Below are 16399 nucleotides of genomic sequence, written 5' to 3'. Positions count from 1 at the left end.
CTTCTTAGTCATTTAAAATTAAATACTATAATCCGAGGCTTACACCAAACATGTAAAGTGTTGGCTTAGGATAGTCAAAGAACGTTTGACCTTGAGAAAACGGATTCGGATACGTGTTTACTTCTGGATCGTTACCGCTGTATTTAGTCGAGAGGAAGAAATTTTGGGCCGACACATATACACGTGCCTTGCTTAAGCCAACGCGCTCAACCACACTGCCAGGGAAGTTGTATCCCAGCATGATGTTACGTCCACGGATAAACGATCCATCTTCCACCCAATGTGTGTCAACCATGGAAGTATATCCAGCTTTTGAATCGCGAACGGCAGCAATCGGCGTGTTTTGATTTGTTTCTGTCCACGCATTCAAAACAGTTCTGTAGCTATTTGCGAGACCAGTACGATCTTCACCAGAGTGTTTCGTCATGTTCAACACATCGTTTCCGTAATTGAATTGAATATCAATCAAAAGATCAAATCCTTTATAGCGGAAGTTGTTGATCAATGTTCCATAAAAATCCGGATTACCATTACCGATGATCATACGGTCGTTGTCATTGATTTGGTAATTGCCGTCAACATCCAAATACTTGATATCACCTGGCTTCAACGGCCTGTTGGTACCGTAGCTGTATTTGGCAGCTTCTTCCGCTTCTGCAGTACTCCAGGTTCCTAATCGGTTCAGTCCCCAGAAAGAACCGACGGGCTGACCTTCCATGATCACACCAGTTTGGTTTGTAAAGTTGGGATTACCCACACCAAAGATTGGCGCAGGGTTCGCAAGCTTCAACACTTTATTTCTGTTGAACGAAATATTAAATGTCGTTGTCCACGCTAATTCACCTGCGGTTAAATTTTCCGAAGTAACAGCAATTTCTAACCCTTTATTTTCCATACTTCCTACGTTGCGTGTGATGGTCGCATAACCTGATGTAACCGGAAGTGGTGCTGCCAATAGCATGTCCGTTGTTTTACGATAGTAAACATCTGCTTCGATAGAGATACGATTTTGGAACAGGCCTACTTCAACACCAACATCTGTTTGCGCTGTCCGCTCCCATTTCAAATCCGGATTTCCAAGGCGATTATTCGCAACGCCAATAGCGCGGCCGTTATTAAACACGTTTGTCACAGTGCGTAATGCTGGTAGTGCAGAATATGTTGCGATCTCCGAATTCCCCGTTACACCATAGCTTGTACGAAGTTTCAAATTTGAAACAACGGAATTGTCTTTCAAGAAATCTTCTTCAGACACTCTCCAAGCCAATGCACCTGATGGGAAGAATGCGTATTTGTTATCCGATCCGAACTTTGACGATCCATCGGCACGACCGCTTATGGTAAGTAAGTATTTATCTTTCAGACTGTAATTGATCCTCCCAAAATACGAGTTGAATGCAAACCTTGCCGCGTTTGAACTAATCGGTGGCGAATCCACTAAAAAATCTGCGGCTGAACCGATGTTGTTATACTGAAAGTGATCGGTTATAAAGTTACGAGCACTTTCGTTGAACGAGAATATTTCCGTCTCTTGCGCCGATTGACCGACTACTGCAGTGATGGAATGAATGTCATTGAACCGTTTTGTATACGTGAGGTAATTTTCGAATGACCAGAATACCTCTTGATCCTCATTCAATCTCGCTGTACCGCGTGAGTTTACCGGGTTAACGAAGTTCGCAGTCTCAACGGCGGGTTGTCCATTGTAACGCTGACGTAAACGTGTCATGACGTTGGCACCTATGATAGACCGAAATTCAAGACCTTCCGTCAATTTAACATTAGCATACACGGTGCTCAATAAATTTTGAACATTGAGCAAGTACGTATTTTTCAATAGCTGGTCTACAGGATTTTGTCCGCCCTCAATTGACGTATTCCCGACGAGTCCAGCTGAATTCTGCGTATAGTTTTTATTGTGCGAATAGATCCCATTCGGATACTTCACTGGCAAGATCGGAAGTGCTTCCACAATCATACGGGGTACGTTCAGTCCACCTGTTCCAGTATCAACAATATTTTCTTTCTGTTTATTGTAGCTGATCGATCCACCAATTCTAAGCCATGGCTTAATTTCAGAATCCATGACAAATCTGGCAGAATAACGCTTCAAGTAAGATGTTAGCAAAAGACCATTATCATCCCTGTAACCGAGATAAACTCCGTAGCTATTTTCTTTGTTACCGCCCGTTAAAGACAATTGATGGTTCTGCGAAAGTTTGCTTTGCGTAGACTCTTTCATCCAATCTGTGTCATAGAGTGGATTACCATTGTCATCGAATAATGCCCAGTTACCAGCAACTGATTGATAAAAACGCGGGCGAACAATTTGCGGATCTTGACGCGCACCAGAAAAATCGTGGGAGTCACCAGCATCGGGTTGATTCGGATTTCCACCTTCGTTCCATCCAAGTGGATCGTAAATCTTCATATTATCCCAACCGAGTTGCTCGATCTCAAGATATTCTTTAGCATTCAAAGGTTTTACACGATTTGGATTTGGCCCAAGCGTAGGCACACTTAACTGCATATTGTAAGTGATACGACCTCCACCGGTACTTCCTCTCTTCGTCGTAATGATCACAACACCGTTCGCACCACGCGCACCATAGATCGCCGTTGATGAAGCATCTTTCAAAATCTCAACCGAAGCTATATCAGATGGATTGATGTTATCGATCGCGTTGTTCAAATTATAGTTACCATCCGTTTGCGTTCCAACCGGCATGATCACACCGTCGATTACATACAATGGATTGTTCGACGTACTGATAGAGCTAAATCCGCGAATACGAATGCTTGATTGTCCACCAGGTCTACCGGAGTTTACGCTTACATTTACACCCGATACGCGTCCCGCAAGTGCTTGCGATACTGAAGGCGCCTGGCGCTCCTGAATTTCTTCAGTCTTCACTGTACCTACTGCACCCGTAAGGTCTGATTTCTTTTGTGTACCGTAACCAACAACAACAATCTCTTCAAGTGATGTGATGTCGGATGCAAGGGTTACACTGATATCAGTTTGTTTACCGACAACGACTTCTTTCATTTCATATCCGATGAAAGAAAATACCAACACATCATTTTCGCTATCTACATTGATCACAAATTTTCCATCTGAATCAGTGGTTGTGCCACGCGTGGTACCTTTAATGAGAACGTTTACACCTGGTAATGGCGATCCTGTATCGTCGATAACGGTACCAGTAACATCAATTAACATGATGGGAATTCTTTCCGCGTTCACACTGGCTTCCGCAATGTCGTTCGTGGGCGTTCTGTAAAGCGAAATTCTGTCGGCAATTACTTGATAAGAAATCCCTCTCGGTGTGAGAAGATTACTTAGTAAGTCGCCAAGTTTTTCATGATGTGCTGTTACGGTAACTTTTTCGAGATCGCGAACGATACTGGGACTATACGCGAATTTCGTCCCCGCCAGTTTCTCAAGTTTGCTCAATGCATTCTTCAACTGAATGTTCTCGATATTGATCGTCACCTCAGTATCGAGGATGCCCTGTCCATTGGTAGTACCGCAAAATGCAACGGTACTAACAACAGCGGCGATAACGAACTGAATAACCGAGATCTTCATGATGAATAGCATTAAATCATAGCTTTGCAGCCAAGGCAGTTTTTTCATAACTTGATAAAGTTTTGTTAGTGAGTGGATATTATTAACAAGACACTTTGGACATCTTGCAGGATCTCCAAAGCATACAGGTCGGCAGTAGCAATATTGCCGGCCTTATTTTTTCAAGTAATTGTTCTATTCATAGTCAGCAGGGTTTGGGTTGATTGATATATAAATTAAAATCGGTTAGTCACATCCTTTGCCGGTAATCAGGATTTTCGTCCCTTTTACCTCATAGCTATTGCCTGTTGTCTTACAAATGACATTCAGCATATCGTAAAGTTCCATTGCGGAAACATCGCCCGTAAATGTGCACGCATGAATCGAGTCACTATCCACGATTACATCGATAGCATAACTCTTTTCGACGCGTTCGATAATCTGATCCATTGTTGTGTTACTAAAAACAAATTCTTCAGACTTATTCACCCCTGGCGACGGCTTGGGCTGCTCCACCAAACTCGTAACCCAATGACGGTTGTCGACAAAAAACTCTACTTCCTCGTTGGGTGTTAACACCACGCCATGACTACTGGACACTTTGCTCTTAACAGGCTCTTTATCTTCATACACTGACACCTTCCCTGTTCGCACGGCGACTTTAATACTTTTAGCGTCCTTGGCTGCATTCACCGAAAAGCTTGTCCCCAATACTTTCGTTACAATGTCTCCGCCATACACATAAAATGGTCTTTGGCTATCTTTCACGACATTAAAAAACGCTTCGCCAACAAGCCGAACCTCGCGTTTGTTACCGTGCCATTCACGTGCATAGGAAATTTCTGCGTTGGGATTGAGCGCCACCGTACTTGAATCCGGAAGCTTCATTAACACAACATCGGTCGTCGTGTTGAGATGATGAAGGTGTTCTTCGTCTGTATCCATCGGGTCATAAGCAACCTGATCTGTCGACGACGACCACGAGCGATGAAATATTAAATATGTTACGAGAACAGTTGCCAAAACACTGGCGGCAACTTTTAACAATGTAAAAGAATTCGGCTTGATTCTCTTTCTTCCAGAAGGAAGCGCATACTGGATTTCGGCTAAGATATGATCATGAATATCTTGCTTTTCAGAAGCGTCGAGATCGATGTCTTCGTCCGACACATTGGCGAACCATCGGTCAACCTCGCGTCTTTCTGCTTCTGAGCATTGCCCGGCCGTATATCGTTGCAGGAGGTCCTGAAATTCTTCTTTAGTCATAGGTCAACCCTTCACACTGATGGGTTATACAGATGACGGTGATCCAGGATTAAATCCTCAAATGAGTTTTGATTTTTTCTTACAAAAAGAACGCAGCGAGAAACATCAAGAGATACTCGCGAAGATAAGTCCGCATAAACTTCAAGGACTTGGTAAGATGATAACCAACGGTTTTCTCGGAGAGATTCAGATGACGCGCAATCTTTTCGGAACTCCAACGATCCAATCGACTTAGCTTAAATACTTCTTGCGTTTTTACCGGCAATTTTAAAAGACCTTTTTCGATGGCCTCAGTGAGATCATCAAATTCAACAACCTGCTGCGTTGCCGAAGAACTTTGTTCAGCATACGATTTGTAGAAGTCAACATACTTGTTGGCGACAAGACCTGCGTTGATATGATCGATTACAGAATTCTTAATTGATACCGAGAGATAGTTACCAATTTTCTGTGGCCTTAATGCTTCGCGCTTCTCCCACAATTTCAAGAAGAGATCTTGTGTGAGTTCTTGCGCAATTTCTTTTTTACCAAGACGCTTGTACGCGATCATGAAGACATGATACCAATAGGTTTCATAGATCTTCAAGAAAGCCTCCTCATCACCATTGCGAAGAGCCTTCAGAATTTCTTCTTCATTGGTTGTATTCACGAACATTGTTGAGTAGTCTCGTTCAGGTCTCAACAATTTTAGGACAAAGAATTTTTAAAAACAACATCGCATTGCGAAGACGATTTCAAAGCGCACACGCAAATCCAAAAAATCAGACGAACGGTTGAGCATTTTCTTTCACAAAATCGTCATCGAAAAATTAAGTGTATGCATGCACTTAAATGATTCACGTTGCAACGTCGAGTTTACTATTTGCTACGTCATGATAACCCAATTTTCTGCGTAATCTGCTTATTTAGAGCGATATCAATTCACCAACAAATTTATATGTTAACCCATTTTACAGTACTTCATCAGCTTCATGCTACGTCATCAAAGGCTCATCATGTACCCAAATTCAATACGACTCGTGTGCCGTGCATCCATTATTTTTTTGTTGATTTTTTATTGAAAATATTTTTTTGCTAAATCGATTTTACCCCTTACAATTTGCCAGGTCAGCACATTTTGACCACGACCTAATAACAGGCTTCAATGTCTGTAAAAAAGAAAAGCGCTCCGTGAAGAGCGCTTTCAGATTAAATAACCCAACCTAAATTCTTATGCTTATGCTTCCCAAGTACCCGAGTCTGATACTTCGCCATCCTCGTAGAAAGCCCATGTTCCATTACCTGCCGCATCCCATGTCATTTCATACATCTTTGCGCCATCTACAACGGCAACAACACTTCCTGCTCCTGTTTTTGTATTTACTTCAACAGTCCAAGAGTTCTGATCTGTTCCATCATTGAACTCAACCGTGAAGATGTCGCCCGACGTTGACCACTCATAGGCTAGCACCACTTTCGATGGATCTTCTCCTTCTGTATCGAAAACCTTGAATGAACCGGCGCTTTGATCCTTCTTCTCTTCTGCATGCACTACCTTCAACCAATTCTCACCAGTTTCTTTTGTGAAAATTTCCCACACAAAGCGATCAGACGTTTCGCTTACTTGGTATGCAACGCTCATTCCTGACTGCTCATCTTCCCACGTGTATACCAATACATCGCCTGCCTCTTTTACACGTGCATTACTTGCTGTAATTCTAGAACCCGACTTCGCCGCGCCTTCCGGAAATTCAAAAAATCCGAAATATTGCGTCATACCATTCGCCATCTGAATCCAGGCATTCGCTTGCATAGCATGTTCGTCATCGGAATTTTGCAATCCAGCGGGAGCCGTTACAACGGTGCTCTTATTGGCTAAACTAAATTTAGCTGATTCGAGACTTGATTTTTTGTCATCATCGTCATCGCTACAAGCTGACGCAACAATTGTTGCCGCCGCAAGCAAAAGTGCTTTGGTGATTTTCATGAATTAAAGTTTATGTGAGTTGTTTGTTAAAAAGATTCTATATCAATAGTGCACATCAAAAAGTATTATCAACGCTATCTGTCATTCAATTTCGGTATACATACGGCCTGTTACAGAAAAGGTGACACCTGAACTTCGTTTTTTCCGAAGAATTACATCTTCATGTAGGCGCAGCGACCAAGTCCAAAATCAAAAAAACAATAAACATCACCCAGCTTGCGTGAAAATATAAAAGCGCTCGTCAACAAAGTCAACGAACGCTCTATACTCAGTTAAAGGTTTCTAATCAATAAGAGGTAAACTCATCGTCTTTTCCGTTGTGATCAAGTGTCACGCTGATACCGTTCTCGCGCTCTTGATATTCGAAAGAACGCTTCGGCCTTCTTTCATGCTCTCCTTTTAGTTTCTTGATCTTGCTCGCTGGTGCAGTGGCATTCCATTGCTGATACTTTTTCGTCGCGTGATCATCATAACCTTTCTCTTTCTTCTCCTCTTCAATCTTGAAGAATGAAACGAGATCTTTCAAACTATCAGCCTGGGCCGCAAGTTCTTCCGAGCTACTCGCCATCTCCTCAGCATTGGCCGCATTTTGCTGCACAATCTGATTCAACTGCTGAAGTGCGTTATTCACCTGGTTAGAAGATTCACTCTGTTCTTGCGAACTCGCTGCAATCTCTTGCACTAAGTTTGACGTGCGCTGGATATCTGGAACAATTGACTCTAACAATTTACCCGACTGCTCCGCTACATCGACACTATTCTTCGACAATGAGTCAATCTCTGCAGCTGCATTGTGACTTCTTTCTGCAAGCTTTCTAACTTCCGCAGCTACCACCGCGAAACCTCTTCCGTGTTCACCTGCACGTGCCGCTTCAACCGCCGCATTCAACGCAAGAATATTTGTTTGACGTGCAATTTCACCAATGATCTTAATCTTATCCGCGATTGTCTTCATCGACGAAACCGTCATCGCTACAGACTTATTACCTTCCGCTATATCCGTCGCCGCTTTCACTGAAATCTTCTCAGTTTGCTGTGCGTTGTCAGTATTCTGCTGGATCGCGCTCGACATCTCTTCCATGGACGACGCTACTTCTTCTGCTGATGCTGCCTGCTCATTCGCACCTTGTGAAATCTGCTGAGAACCTGATGACAACTGACTTGAAGCAATGGCAAGATTATCAGAGATAATCGCAATGTTTTGAATAACACCGCTAAGCTTTTCAACCATCGCTTTTAAGTCCTTGTACAAACCGATCTCTTTCTTCTTTGTGAAAGCGATACGCAAGTTTCCATTCGCAAGATTCTTAGCAATATCAGCGGCCTCAAATGGTTCACATCCCAATTGGCGAACAATGCTTCTCGTTAATAAGATACCCGCGAGCACTAACGCGATAAGCACTGCACCGAAGAAAATGAAAGCAAGCTTCGTGATCTCGTCGGCTTTATCCATACTCTCCTGATATTCCGTGGCTGTCTGTGTTGAACTAAACTCAGTCAAATCATTGATTGCATTACGCATGCTTTCAAAATGCGTCGAATACTCGCCGAAATAAAGATCTTTAGCAGGTTGAATCTTTTTATCTTGGATCAACGTCTCCAATTCAGCAGAATGCTTTTCAACGATCGCAAACTCATGCTCGAAAATATTAAAGGCATCATGGTTTTGCCCGCCAGTTCCCAAGAAGATATCCTTGAACTTAGCAAAACGCTCACGCAATTGAACCAAGTTATCTTTAAGATCTTTAAACTCAATCAGTGCAGCACTGTCTTTTTCATTTGTCTTTTTGCTGTTTACGATAGCAATCGCCTCCATCACAGAGATCTTCGACTGATAACCATCTCGATCGGCTTCGAGCAAAGCTGTGATGCTCAATAGCCTGTTTTGATAGATGCTCGTAACATTATCGCGGATATCATTCAAACTGACAATGTTATACGCAATATTTCCGATGTAGAATCCGATGATGACCACGAAGGTGATCAAAACACGATGTCCTACTTTTAAATTGGTTAGCGCTTTCATATTGATTTAGTGATCTTTTATTGTTCTGATTTGGTTTTAAAGAAATTAGGCGTTGCTGTAATCACAGCATAAAGCACCTGGTTCTCTTGACTCTTTCTTCCGTCAAAAACTTGATCAAGGGTTGCCGTACCAAACATGATCGAGTGTCCCACACTAGCTTTGAATGTCGATGAGAACTTGTAATTCAAGAGAATATCATTTTCAATTCCGAGCGCATGACTCATCGGTGAATCGTCAACTTGATTGTATACACGTGCTGATGTTGTGAAATTGTGAATATGATCTTCTATCGAAAACTTTTTGTTTACATTCACCTTTGTTTTCAAGTAATAATCATGGACACCGTAATTTGTCGGATTTGTCACGTAGAAATAATCGAGGTACCCGAAGTGACCGTGAAGCAACCCATAGTGCCGGTCGAAGGTGTACGACTTCGTATTATTTGGATCGCCTTGTCTATGTGTATTTGTCCCAGTCCCCGCATCAACACCTAAAATAAATTCAAGCGTCTCCGACGGTTCATATTCTAACAGTGCAGAATAGAAAGATGCATTGAGGTCATGGCCTTCGATCGTCTCGCCAACCTGATAGTAGTACAACCCTTTGAATGTAAGCTTATCCGATAATTTGATCTTTGTATACGGGCCGAAAGTTTGAGTATAGGCAGATGTCGTATCGCCTTTCTCCATACCGCGGTTGATCACCGTAAAAGTCAAGAGGTGGTCGTTGATCTTTTTTTCCACCCAGAAGAACTGCATGTTCTTGTACATGTTATAATCATACACCTCACGTTTCAATTCTTGTCCATTAGCATTGTACGCTACCGCGAGGTGTGCTTTGAAACCTTCTGTCTCATATTTAAGTAGGGCTGCATCATGCGCGCGTGTACCCACCCAGTTAGGATCACCGAGGATGTGTTGTTCGTCATAAACAAATCCTTGACGACCAAGTCGGACGGAAAACTTAGGTGTGAAATACTTCTCTACCCATGCGCGAAACACCGAGAGGTTTGCAACGTCGGCGCGATCATCTTGATCTCCCCAAAAACGCCTGTCTTGCACGATGATCTCTGCTTCCAAATCATCAGGTTTCTCATAGCGCAAAATGAGGCGTGTCCGTTGCATGGTAAAAAGGCCTGCCTCGTCGCCTTTATACATCGGCTCCCGAAAACCGCGAGAATACACCGGATTAATTCGATACTCTCCATCAAAAGAAACAGACTGCGCTGTCGACCATTGACAAAGTAATGTCAGCATCGCGATCAACAACATCAACCTACAATTCAATCGTTTCATATTACTTGTTCGTATAGTTTTCTACATTATTTAATAACTCATTTTTTTCTTCGTGGCGATTCAACGTTCTAGAAATCGCGACAGTCACTTTCTCGATTGTATTAATCTCGTCGTTCAACATGATTATCAGCTCTCGTGCTGACTGTGGAAGTTTTTCATAGTTCAACAATTCGAGTAATCCCAACGCCCTGCACACAGGACCTCTCATGATGTGATCATTGTGAAAACGATACACATTCACCAATTCTCTAATGCGAAAGAATGGATCATCTGGCGGAGAGGGGTCTATTTTTTCCTGTAGTGGTTCCATGTCGTTCTTATTTTAATCAAGGGTAACTAGTTCGTTCGGAATATTCTCAAGCGGTAGAATTTTATCTACTGCATTGAGTTTCGCAGCTTCCTTCGGCATGCCATACACCACCGAAGTCGCCTCGTCTTGTGCAATTGTAAATGCACCTTTCTTCTTCATTGCCAAAAGTCCTTGCGCGCCGTCTTTGCCCATTCCGGTGAGCAGTACGCCAATACAATTTTTACCAAGCTGATCCGCCGCAGAATCAAATAATACATCCACCGAAGGCTTATGAAGATTTACAGGCTCACCGTCCCAAAGTTTTACAACCGTAGTGGCTCCGTGACGAAGAACTTTTACGTGAATTCCACCAGGGCAAATCAGTACTTTACCTGGCAACACACGTTCACCATCTTCTGCCTCTTTTACAGTAAGTACCGACAGCTCATTCAGTCGCGCGGCAAAATGTTTGGTAAATTCCCGCGGCATATGTTGAACGATCACCATACCGGGTGTATCGATTGGCAGCGCCGACAGTATGTTATGAATCGCCGTGGTGCCTCCCGTAGAAGCGCCCAACACGATAATCTTATCGCTTGTACCAATCTTATTCAGTTCATGCACCGGATTGATTTGGATTGCCGATGGCTTCAATCGTTTAATCCGTGCTTGGTGCGCCACGCGAATACGTGACACCAACGAATCGTATCCGCTATGATCATTACTCACCACACGAATATTATCTTTCAAGAAAACATCCACCGCACCATATTCCATAGCCTTGACCGCTACTGCCGCACTCGTTAAGCTCGACACGATGATAACCGGAATCGGATGCTGCTCCATGAGCTTACGCAAGAAGGTTAACCCGTCCATGCGTGGCATCTCGATATCAAGCGTAATCACGTCGGGCTTCTGCACACGCATCTTGTCTACAGCGATATATGGATCAGCAGCTACACCGATCACTTCCATATCTTCTTGCGCGTTGATCCATTCACGCAAAGTTTTCCGAACCAATGCTGCATCGTCAATGACCAGCACCTTTATTTTGGCGTTGCTCATCATCGGATGTTACCTTTTATGTATTTCAACTTCACTACACCTGTTGATGTATCGAAACGAATATTCATTCCATGCTCTCCTACAACATTCTCCGCCACCACAGGAATACCATATTCAGACATCATCTGCTTTGCAATCTGCGCATTACGCTCACCGATATTGAAAGAAATGCGTGTATCGTGTTGTGCACGACCACCGAAAATCTTACCAACCATATGACGTCTGTTGGCGCCGTAAGACTCCATCTTCGAAATCAATTTCTCGATAGCAATATTTCCATACTTTGGAGAAGCAAGTCCTTCACCATTCCAAAGCGGCAACAAATAATGGTTCATCCCCCCGATCTTGGTTCTCGTATCCCAAAGACATACTGCAACGCAAGTTCCAAGCAACGTCGCGATGCAAACCGGACGAAGCGAAACATGGATGTTTGCCGGATAGAGAAATACCTTTTCGAGTGTTTCAGCTTCCATGCTTAGAAAGATTGATCAAATAGAATCTCATCACCATTTCCAAGCGACGCATCTAAACCGTCTTGACTAAACTTCACCGGTAGCACGATGCTAAAGGCCGATCCTTCTGCCGATGACTTCACCGAGATCGTGCCGTCAAGCAATTCCACAAGATCTTTAATGACCGACAAGCCAATGCCATGCCCTTGATATTTCTTCATCGTTCCCACATCGAGCTGCGTAAAACGATCGAATATTCTTGGAAAATCCTGTTGTGAAATACCGACACCAGCATCCACAACATCTATGTTCAACGATTCACCACCGTGGGAAACTGAAATTGCAACCACACCTTCTTCTCTGCTAAACTTCACAGCGTTCGACACGAGGTTAGCAACAATAATTTTGAAGTAATGACTGTCCGTAACGAAGTGAATGTCTTTCTCTTCAGGAACGACGATATTAATTTTCTTCTTATCGATACTGCTTTTGAAAGCATGAATCACCTGATCTATAATCGTGGACACATTTGCATCATCAAATCGAGGCGACACTTGACCCGCCTCAATTTCTGCCGCGGTCATAATATTATCCAATTGAAAATCGAGTGCATGCGCTTCATTGTAGATCAAACGAATACTCTTCGACAACTCTGGAGACAATTGATCTCCTTTACGAAGTACGTTCTGCGACAACGCCAGAATACTTGCTAAAGGATTGTTGATCTCATTCTTGATATTGCTGATAAAATGACTCTTCAGCGCTTCCGATTGCTCGAGCTTTCTATTCAGATCTTTCAACTGCGCAAGCATATCTTGTTGCTCGCTGATGATTTGTTCGCAGCCGGCAAGTCTCCGGTTTATCTCCTGCAAAAGCGCTTCGTTAGAAATATCTTTCATCGGATCTTTTTGTAAATGGTGGGCTTCACTTGCTTGAGTGGAAGATTCATATTCGTAAGTGATTCTGAATGACCGATGAATAAATAGCCACCAATCTTCAAATGCTCACACAAACTTTGAACAACCTGAAACTGTACATCTCTATTAAAATAGATCAGTACGTTCCTACAGAAAATCACGTCAAAGTGACGTTCAATACCGTGTAGCGACTTCAGAAGATTCACTTGACGAAAGGCTACATTCTTCAAAAAGTCGGCCTTCACGCGTGCACGTGGATTCTCGCGGTCTTTACTTCTTTGGAAGTATTTCTTTTTGATAGCCATTGGAATGGCATCAATTCGGTCTTCGTCGTAAACCGCTTTTACCGCTTGCTGAAGTACTTCTCCCGAGAGATCAGTACCAAGTATTTGATACGGGAATTTTTTAAACTGACGGAACAGAAATTCTTCGATTGTAATCAAGATAGAATAAATCTCTTCACCTGTTGACGATGCTGCACTCCACACTTTAAGGCCACCGGGCGCATTGCCCAGGTGATGTCCGAACTCCGGAAGCACAACTTGCGTCAAATAATCAAAATGTGCTGGTTCACGAAAGAATTCTGTTTTATTAGTCGTGATAAGATCAACCATGCGGTTGTACTCTTCACCTTGTCCTTGCGAAAAAGCAAATTCGAAGTATTCAGGAAACGAATCGATTCTCAGCGCACGAAGACGTTTCTGCAAACGAGCCTCCACCATCTTCTTCTTAGAGATGGGCAACTGAATTCCATAATGCATTTCGATATAATCGCTAATGCGAAAGAAATCATCGTCACTAAGTAATTGCGCTCCGGTTGCAGTGGTGGTGCTCATCGTACCGTTCAATTAAGCGACAGAATCTGTTGATTGTAAAGAAAGAAGCTCTTCTGTTGAAAAGACGCGATCGACATCGAGCACCATAATAAAGCGCTCATTCATCTTGATCACACCTTGAATAAACTTCATGCTTGATTTGTTACCAACTGCCGGGAGTGGCAACACAGCATCGTTCGTAATTTCTATCACTTCCGACACCGCATCAACAATGGCTCCGACCTTTACGACCTCATCTTCCATTTGAATCGTCATCACGACAATGCATGTATTGATTGTATCCTCAACGGACTTCAATGAAAACTTAATTCGTGTATCGATTACCGGAACAACAGCGCCGCGCAAATTGATAACACCCCGCATAAATTCGGGAGCGCGCGGAACATGCGTTACAGGAAGCATCTCCAAAAGTTCAGTAACTTTCGTTACACTCACAGCAAATAGCTCGTTATCCATCAAAAAGGTGAGATACGATTCGAGCTGTGCTTCTGGCTTAGTAGATGTTGATTGCATCGCGTTGTACTTTTTTGTTATACAAAGAGAGCGAATTGCAATAGGCGACTGTATAGGAGGAATCTGAAATCGTCAGGAAATGACCTTTTTTTCACTAGGAAATTTCCCAATCCTTCAAACAAATAAAAAAGTCCCGCGGAAACCGCGGGACTGGCACACAAACTTACCCAAACCTAACCCCGTTTGTATGCTGTTAGTTTATCGATAACCTTTCGATCAATCGATTTGTATCCAAAACCAGCGCCACCCTTCCATTTCCAAGAATAGTCGCACCGGAAGCAAAATCTTGCTCTTTATAAATCTTTCCTAATGGCTTGATCACCGCCTGGTATTCGTCAATAATGGTATCAACTTCAAACGCCACCTTCTGACCTTCGTGTCTCGCCACTACCAAATTAACATACTGTGGCTTCGCACTCTTACAAGCGAATACATCACGCAGTTCAATGTAGGGTATCTGCTCACCGTCAAGTACAATCAAGTCGTGCATATCAGGTTTTACAGCATCACTCTCCATCTCGTAACATTTATCGATTGCACTCAATGGAATAACATAATTTGCGCGCTCAATGCCGACCAGCAAACCATCAATAATGCTAAGGGATAATGGAAGTTTCATGCGCATAACCGACCCTTTACCCGGCACTGAATCCACTTCTATTTCTCCGCGCAAATTCTTGATCGCCTTGTTCACCACGTCCATGCCGACACCACGCCCAGAAACGTTGGTCACCTTCTTTGCCGTCGAAAATCCTGCATGGAAAATGAAATTGAAGATCTCATGATCAGAAACTTCGTCAGCTGCTTTCACGAGTCCCATCTCAATAGCTTTCTGCAATACGCGTTGCTTATTGATTCCCGCGCCATCATCTTGTATCTCGATAATCACGTCAGTACCGGCATAATATGACTTTAAGGTAATCGTTCCCACTTCATCTTTCCCTTCACGCTTGCGCACTTCTGGAAGTTCAATACCATGATCGATGCTATTGCGTAATATATGAAGCATCGGATCCATCAAATTCTCGATGATCTTCTTATCGAGTGCCGTGTCACCGCCAATGGTCACAAACCTTATCTTCTTATTCAGTTCTTTCGACGTATCACGAACGAGACGCTCAAAACGCGTCGACAAATGACTGATCGGTAACAACGAAATACTAAACGCTTCATCTCGTAACTGACGCACGAGCTTTTCAACGTTCTCAGAAATCTCTTCCAACTCCGTATTCTTAGTCCCCTCGACAAACAAACTCAAGCGCGCCTGTGTCGTTACGAGCTCGCTCACAATGCTCATGAGCTTATCGATTTTCTCGTATGTGACCTTAATAGACTGCAACGACTTTTGGTGACTCACCTTCTGTGTTGCATCTTCCTTTTTACTTTTCACCTCACCTTGTCCACGTTCATCAAAACGTGTCACCAGTGTCGGAGGCAGTACACCATCAAAGTCATCCACGAACTTCTTGAAGTCTTCTCTTACCAATAAGTTTTCTTCACCGATAACATCGATCTTCAAATCGCATTGATCTTCAACAAACAGAAACTCGCTGCGGATTTGCTTCGTGTCGGCCTGCGTGAACAGCAGGATATTCCAATACAAGTATGCGTTGTCTGCCACATATCCTTCCGCATCGGGAATTTCATCGGTAAACGTTTTAATGTAAACCATTCCATGCGCAGAGAGATCTTCGATGAGATACAAAGGATTGTTTCCGCTTTTTAAAAAATCGGCATGAGGCTTAAAAAATATGCAAAACAATCTCCCCGTCTTCGTATCCACTTCATTTGCCGCAGTCACCTCTGAAGATTTTTCGCTTGACATGCGCTTCACGGCCTGCATGATTTTGTCATGCTCAGCTTCTGAATGTCCCGACTCGCGAGTTTCCAAAAGCATCCGTAAATAATCTACGGCATTCAAGGTGATCTCCAGAATTTCGTCAGAGAGATCAATTTTGCCGCGACGTAGATCATCAAAAATATTTTCTAAGTAATGCGTGAACTCACCGATCCGGTCGAATCCAAACATCTTCGCAGTTCCTTTGAATGTATGCATCACGCGAAAAACTTCTTCAACCTGACTCGCATCGTCGCGTGACTTATCGAGCTGAAGAACTGCTTTCTCCAACGCGTCCATCAGTTCGGCGGCCTCGTGCAAAAATTTTTCGTGCGCTTTATCCATGAGTACTACTTCAAATCTGTT

General features: G+C 43.2%; 13 protein-coding genes. All 13 read right to left on the bottom strand.

Translation table 11 applies throughout. From position 1 onward, the window contains the following. Positions 1-25 precede the first annotated feature (25 nt). Positions 26-3640: a SusC/RagA family TonB-linked outer membrane protein gene (locus DQQ10_RS13150; protein ID WP_112747343.1), complete on the bottom strand. Its 3615-nt coding sequence runs from the start codon at positions 3638-3640 to the stop codon at positions 26-28. A 177-nt stretch (positions 3641-3817) separates the two neighbouring features. Further along, positions 3818-4837, bottom strand: a complete 1020-nt coding sequence (locus tag DQQ10_RS13145; protein WP_112747342.1) for a FecR family protein — start codon at positions 4835-4837, stop codon at positions 3818-3820. A gap of 79 nt (positions 4838-4916) precedes the next feature. Beyond that, the gene (locus DQQ10_RS13140) at positions 4917-5486 is read right to left on the bottom strand and encodes an RNA polymerase sigma factor (RefSeq protein WP_165823922.1); all 570 of its coding nucleotides are present in this window, start codon (positions 5484-5486) and stop codon (positions 4917-4919) included. A 567-nt stretch (positions 5487-6053) separates the two neighbouring features. Next, positions 6054-6803 carry a hypothetical protein gene (locus tag DQQ10_RS13135; RefSeq protein WP_112747340.1) on the bottom strand — a complete coding sequence of 250 codons (750 nt, stop codon included), beginning with the start codon at positions 6801-6803 and terminating at the stop codon, positions 6054-6056. A gap of 286 nt (positions 6804-7089) precedes the next feature. Further along, complete coding sequence (locus DQQ10_RS13130; protein ID WP_112747339.1) at positions 7090-8829, bottom strand: methyl-accepting chemotaxis protein; 1740 nt, start codon at positions 8827-8829, stop codon at positions 7090-7092. A gap of 17 nt (positions 8830-8846) precedes the next feature. Next, positions 8847-10124, bottom strand: a complete 1278-nt coding sequence (locus tag DQQ10_RS13125) for an alginate export family protein (RefSeq protein ID WP_133259637.1) — start codon at positions 10122-10124, stop codon at positions 8847-8849. A gap of 1 nt (position 10125) precedes the next feature. Then, positions 10126-10434, bottom strand: coding sequence for a hypothetical protein (locus tag DQQ10_RS13120; RefSeq protein WP_112747337.1), 309 nt, complete (start codon positions 10432-10434; stop codon positions 10126-10128). A 12-nt stretch (positions 10435-10446) separates the two neighbouring features. Beyond that, on the bottom strand, positions 10447-11481 hold the full coding sequence (locus tag DQQ10_RS13115) for a protein-glutamate methylesterase/protein-glutamine glutaminase (RefSeq protein ID WP_245970404.1): 1035 nt from the start codon (positions 11479-11481) through the stop codon (positions 10447-10449). Beyond that, entirely contained in the window at positions 11478-11951 is a 474-nt protein-coding gene (locus DQQ10_RS13110; RefSeq protein WP_112747336.1) for a chemotaxis protein CheD, read from the bottom strand. Before DQQ10_RS13110 ends, DQQ10_RS13115 begins: the two co-directional genes overlap by 4 nt. Before the next feature lie 2 nt (positions 11952-11953). Continuing rightward, positions 11954-12829 (bottom strand): sensor histidine kinase, encoded by an 876-nt coding sequence (locus DQQ10_RS13105; protein ID WP_112747335.1) that lies wholly within the window; start codon positions 12827-12829, stop codon positions 11954-11956. After that, entirely contained in the window at positions 12826-13683 is an 858-nt protein-coding gene (locus tag DQQ10_RS13100) for a CheR family methyltransferase (RefSeq protein WP_112747334.1), read from the bottom strand. The genes DQQ10_RS13105 and DQQ10_RS13100 overlap by 4 nt, the downstream gene beginning before the upstream one ends. A gap of 12 nt (positions 13684-13695) precedes the next feature. Beyond that, positions 13696-14196, bottom strand: coding sequence for a chemotaxis protein CheW (locus tag DQQ10_RS13095; RefSeq protein WP_112747333.1), 501 nt, complete (start codon positions 14194-14196; stop codon positions 13696-13698). 193 nt (positions 14197-14389) lie between these two features. Beyond that, positions 14390-16378, bottom strand: a complete 1989-nt coding sequence (locus DQQ10_RS13090) for a chemotaxis protein CheA (protein WP_112747332.1) — start codon at positions 16376-16378, stop codon at positions 14390-14392. Positions 16379-16399 lie beyond the last annotated feature (21 nt).

Source organism: Pseudochryseolinea flava (genome assembly GCF_003286915.1).
Lineage (GTDB): Bacteria > Bacteroidota > Bacteroidia > Cytophagales > Cyclobacteriaceae > Ohtaekwangia > Ohtaekwangia flava.
Note: the sequence above shows the minus strand (reverse complement) of the source record. Positions and strands in the feature narration are given on the sequence as shown.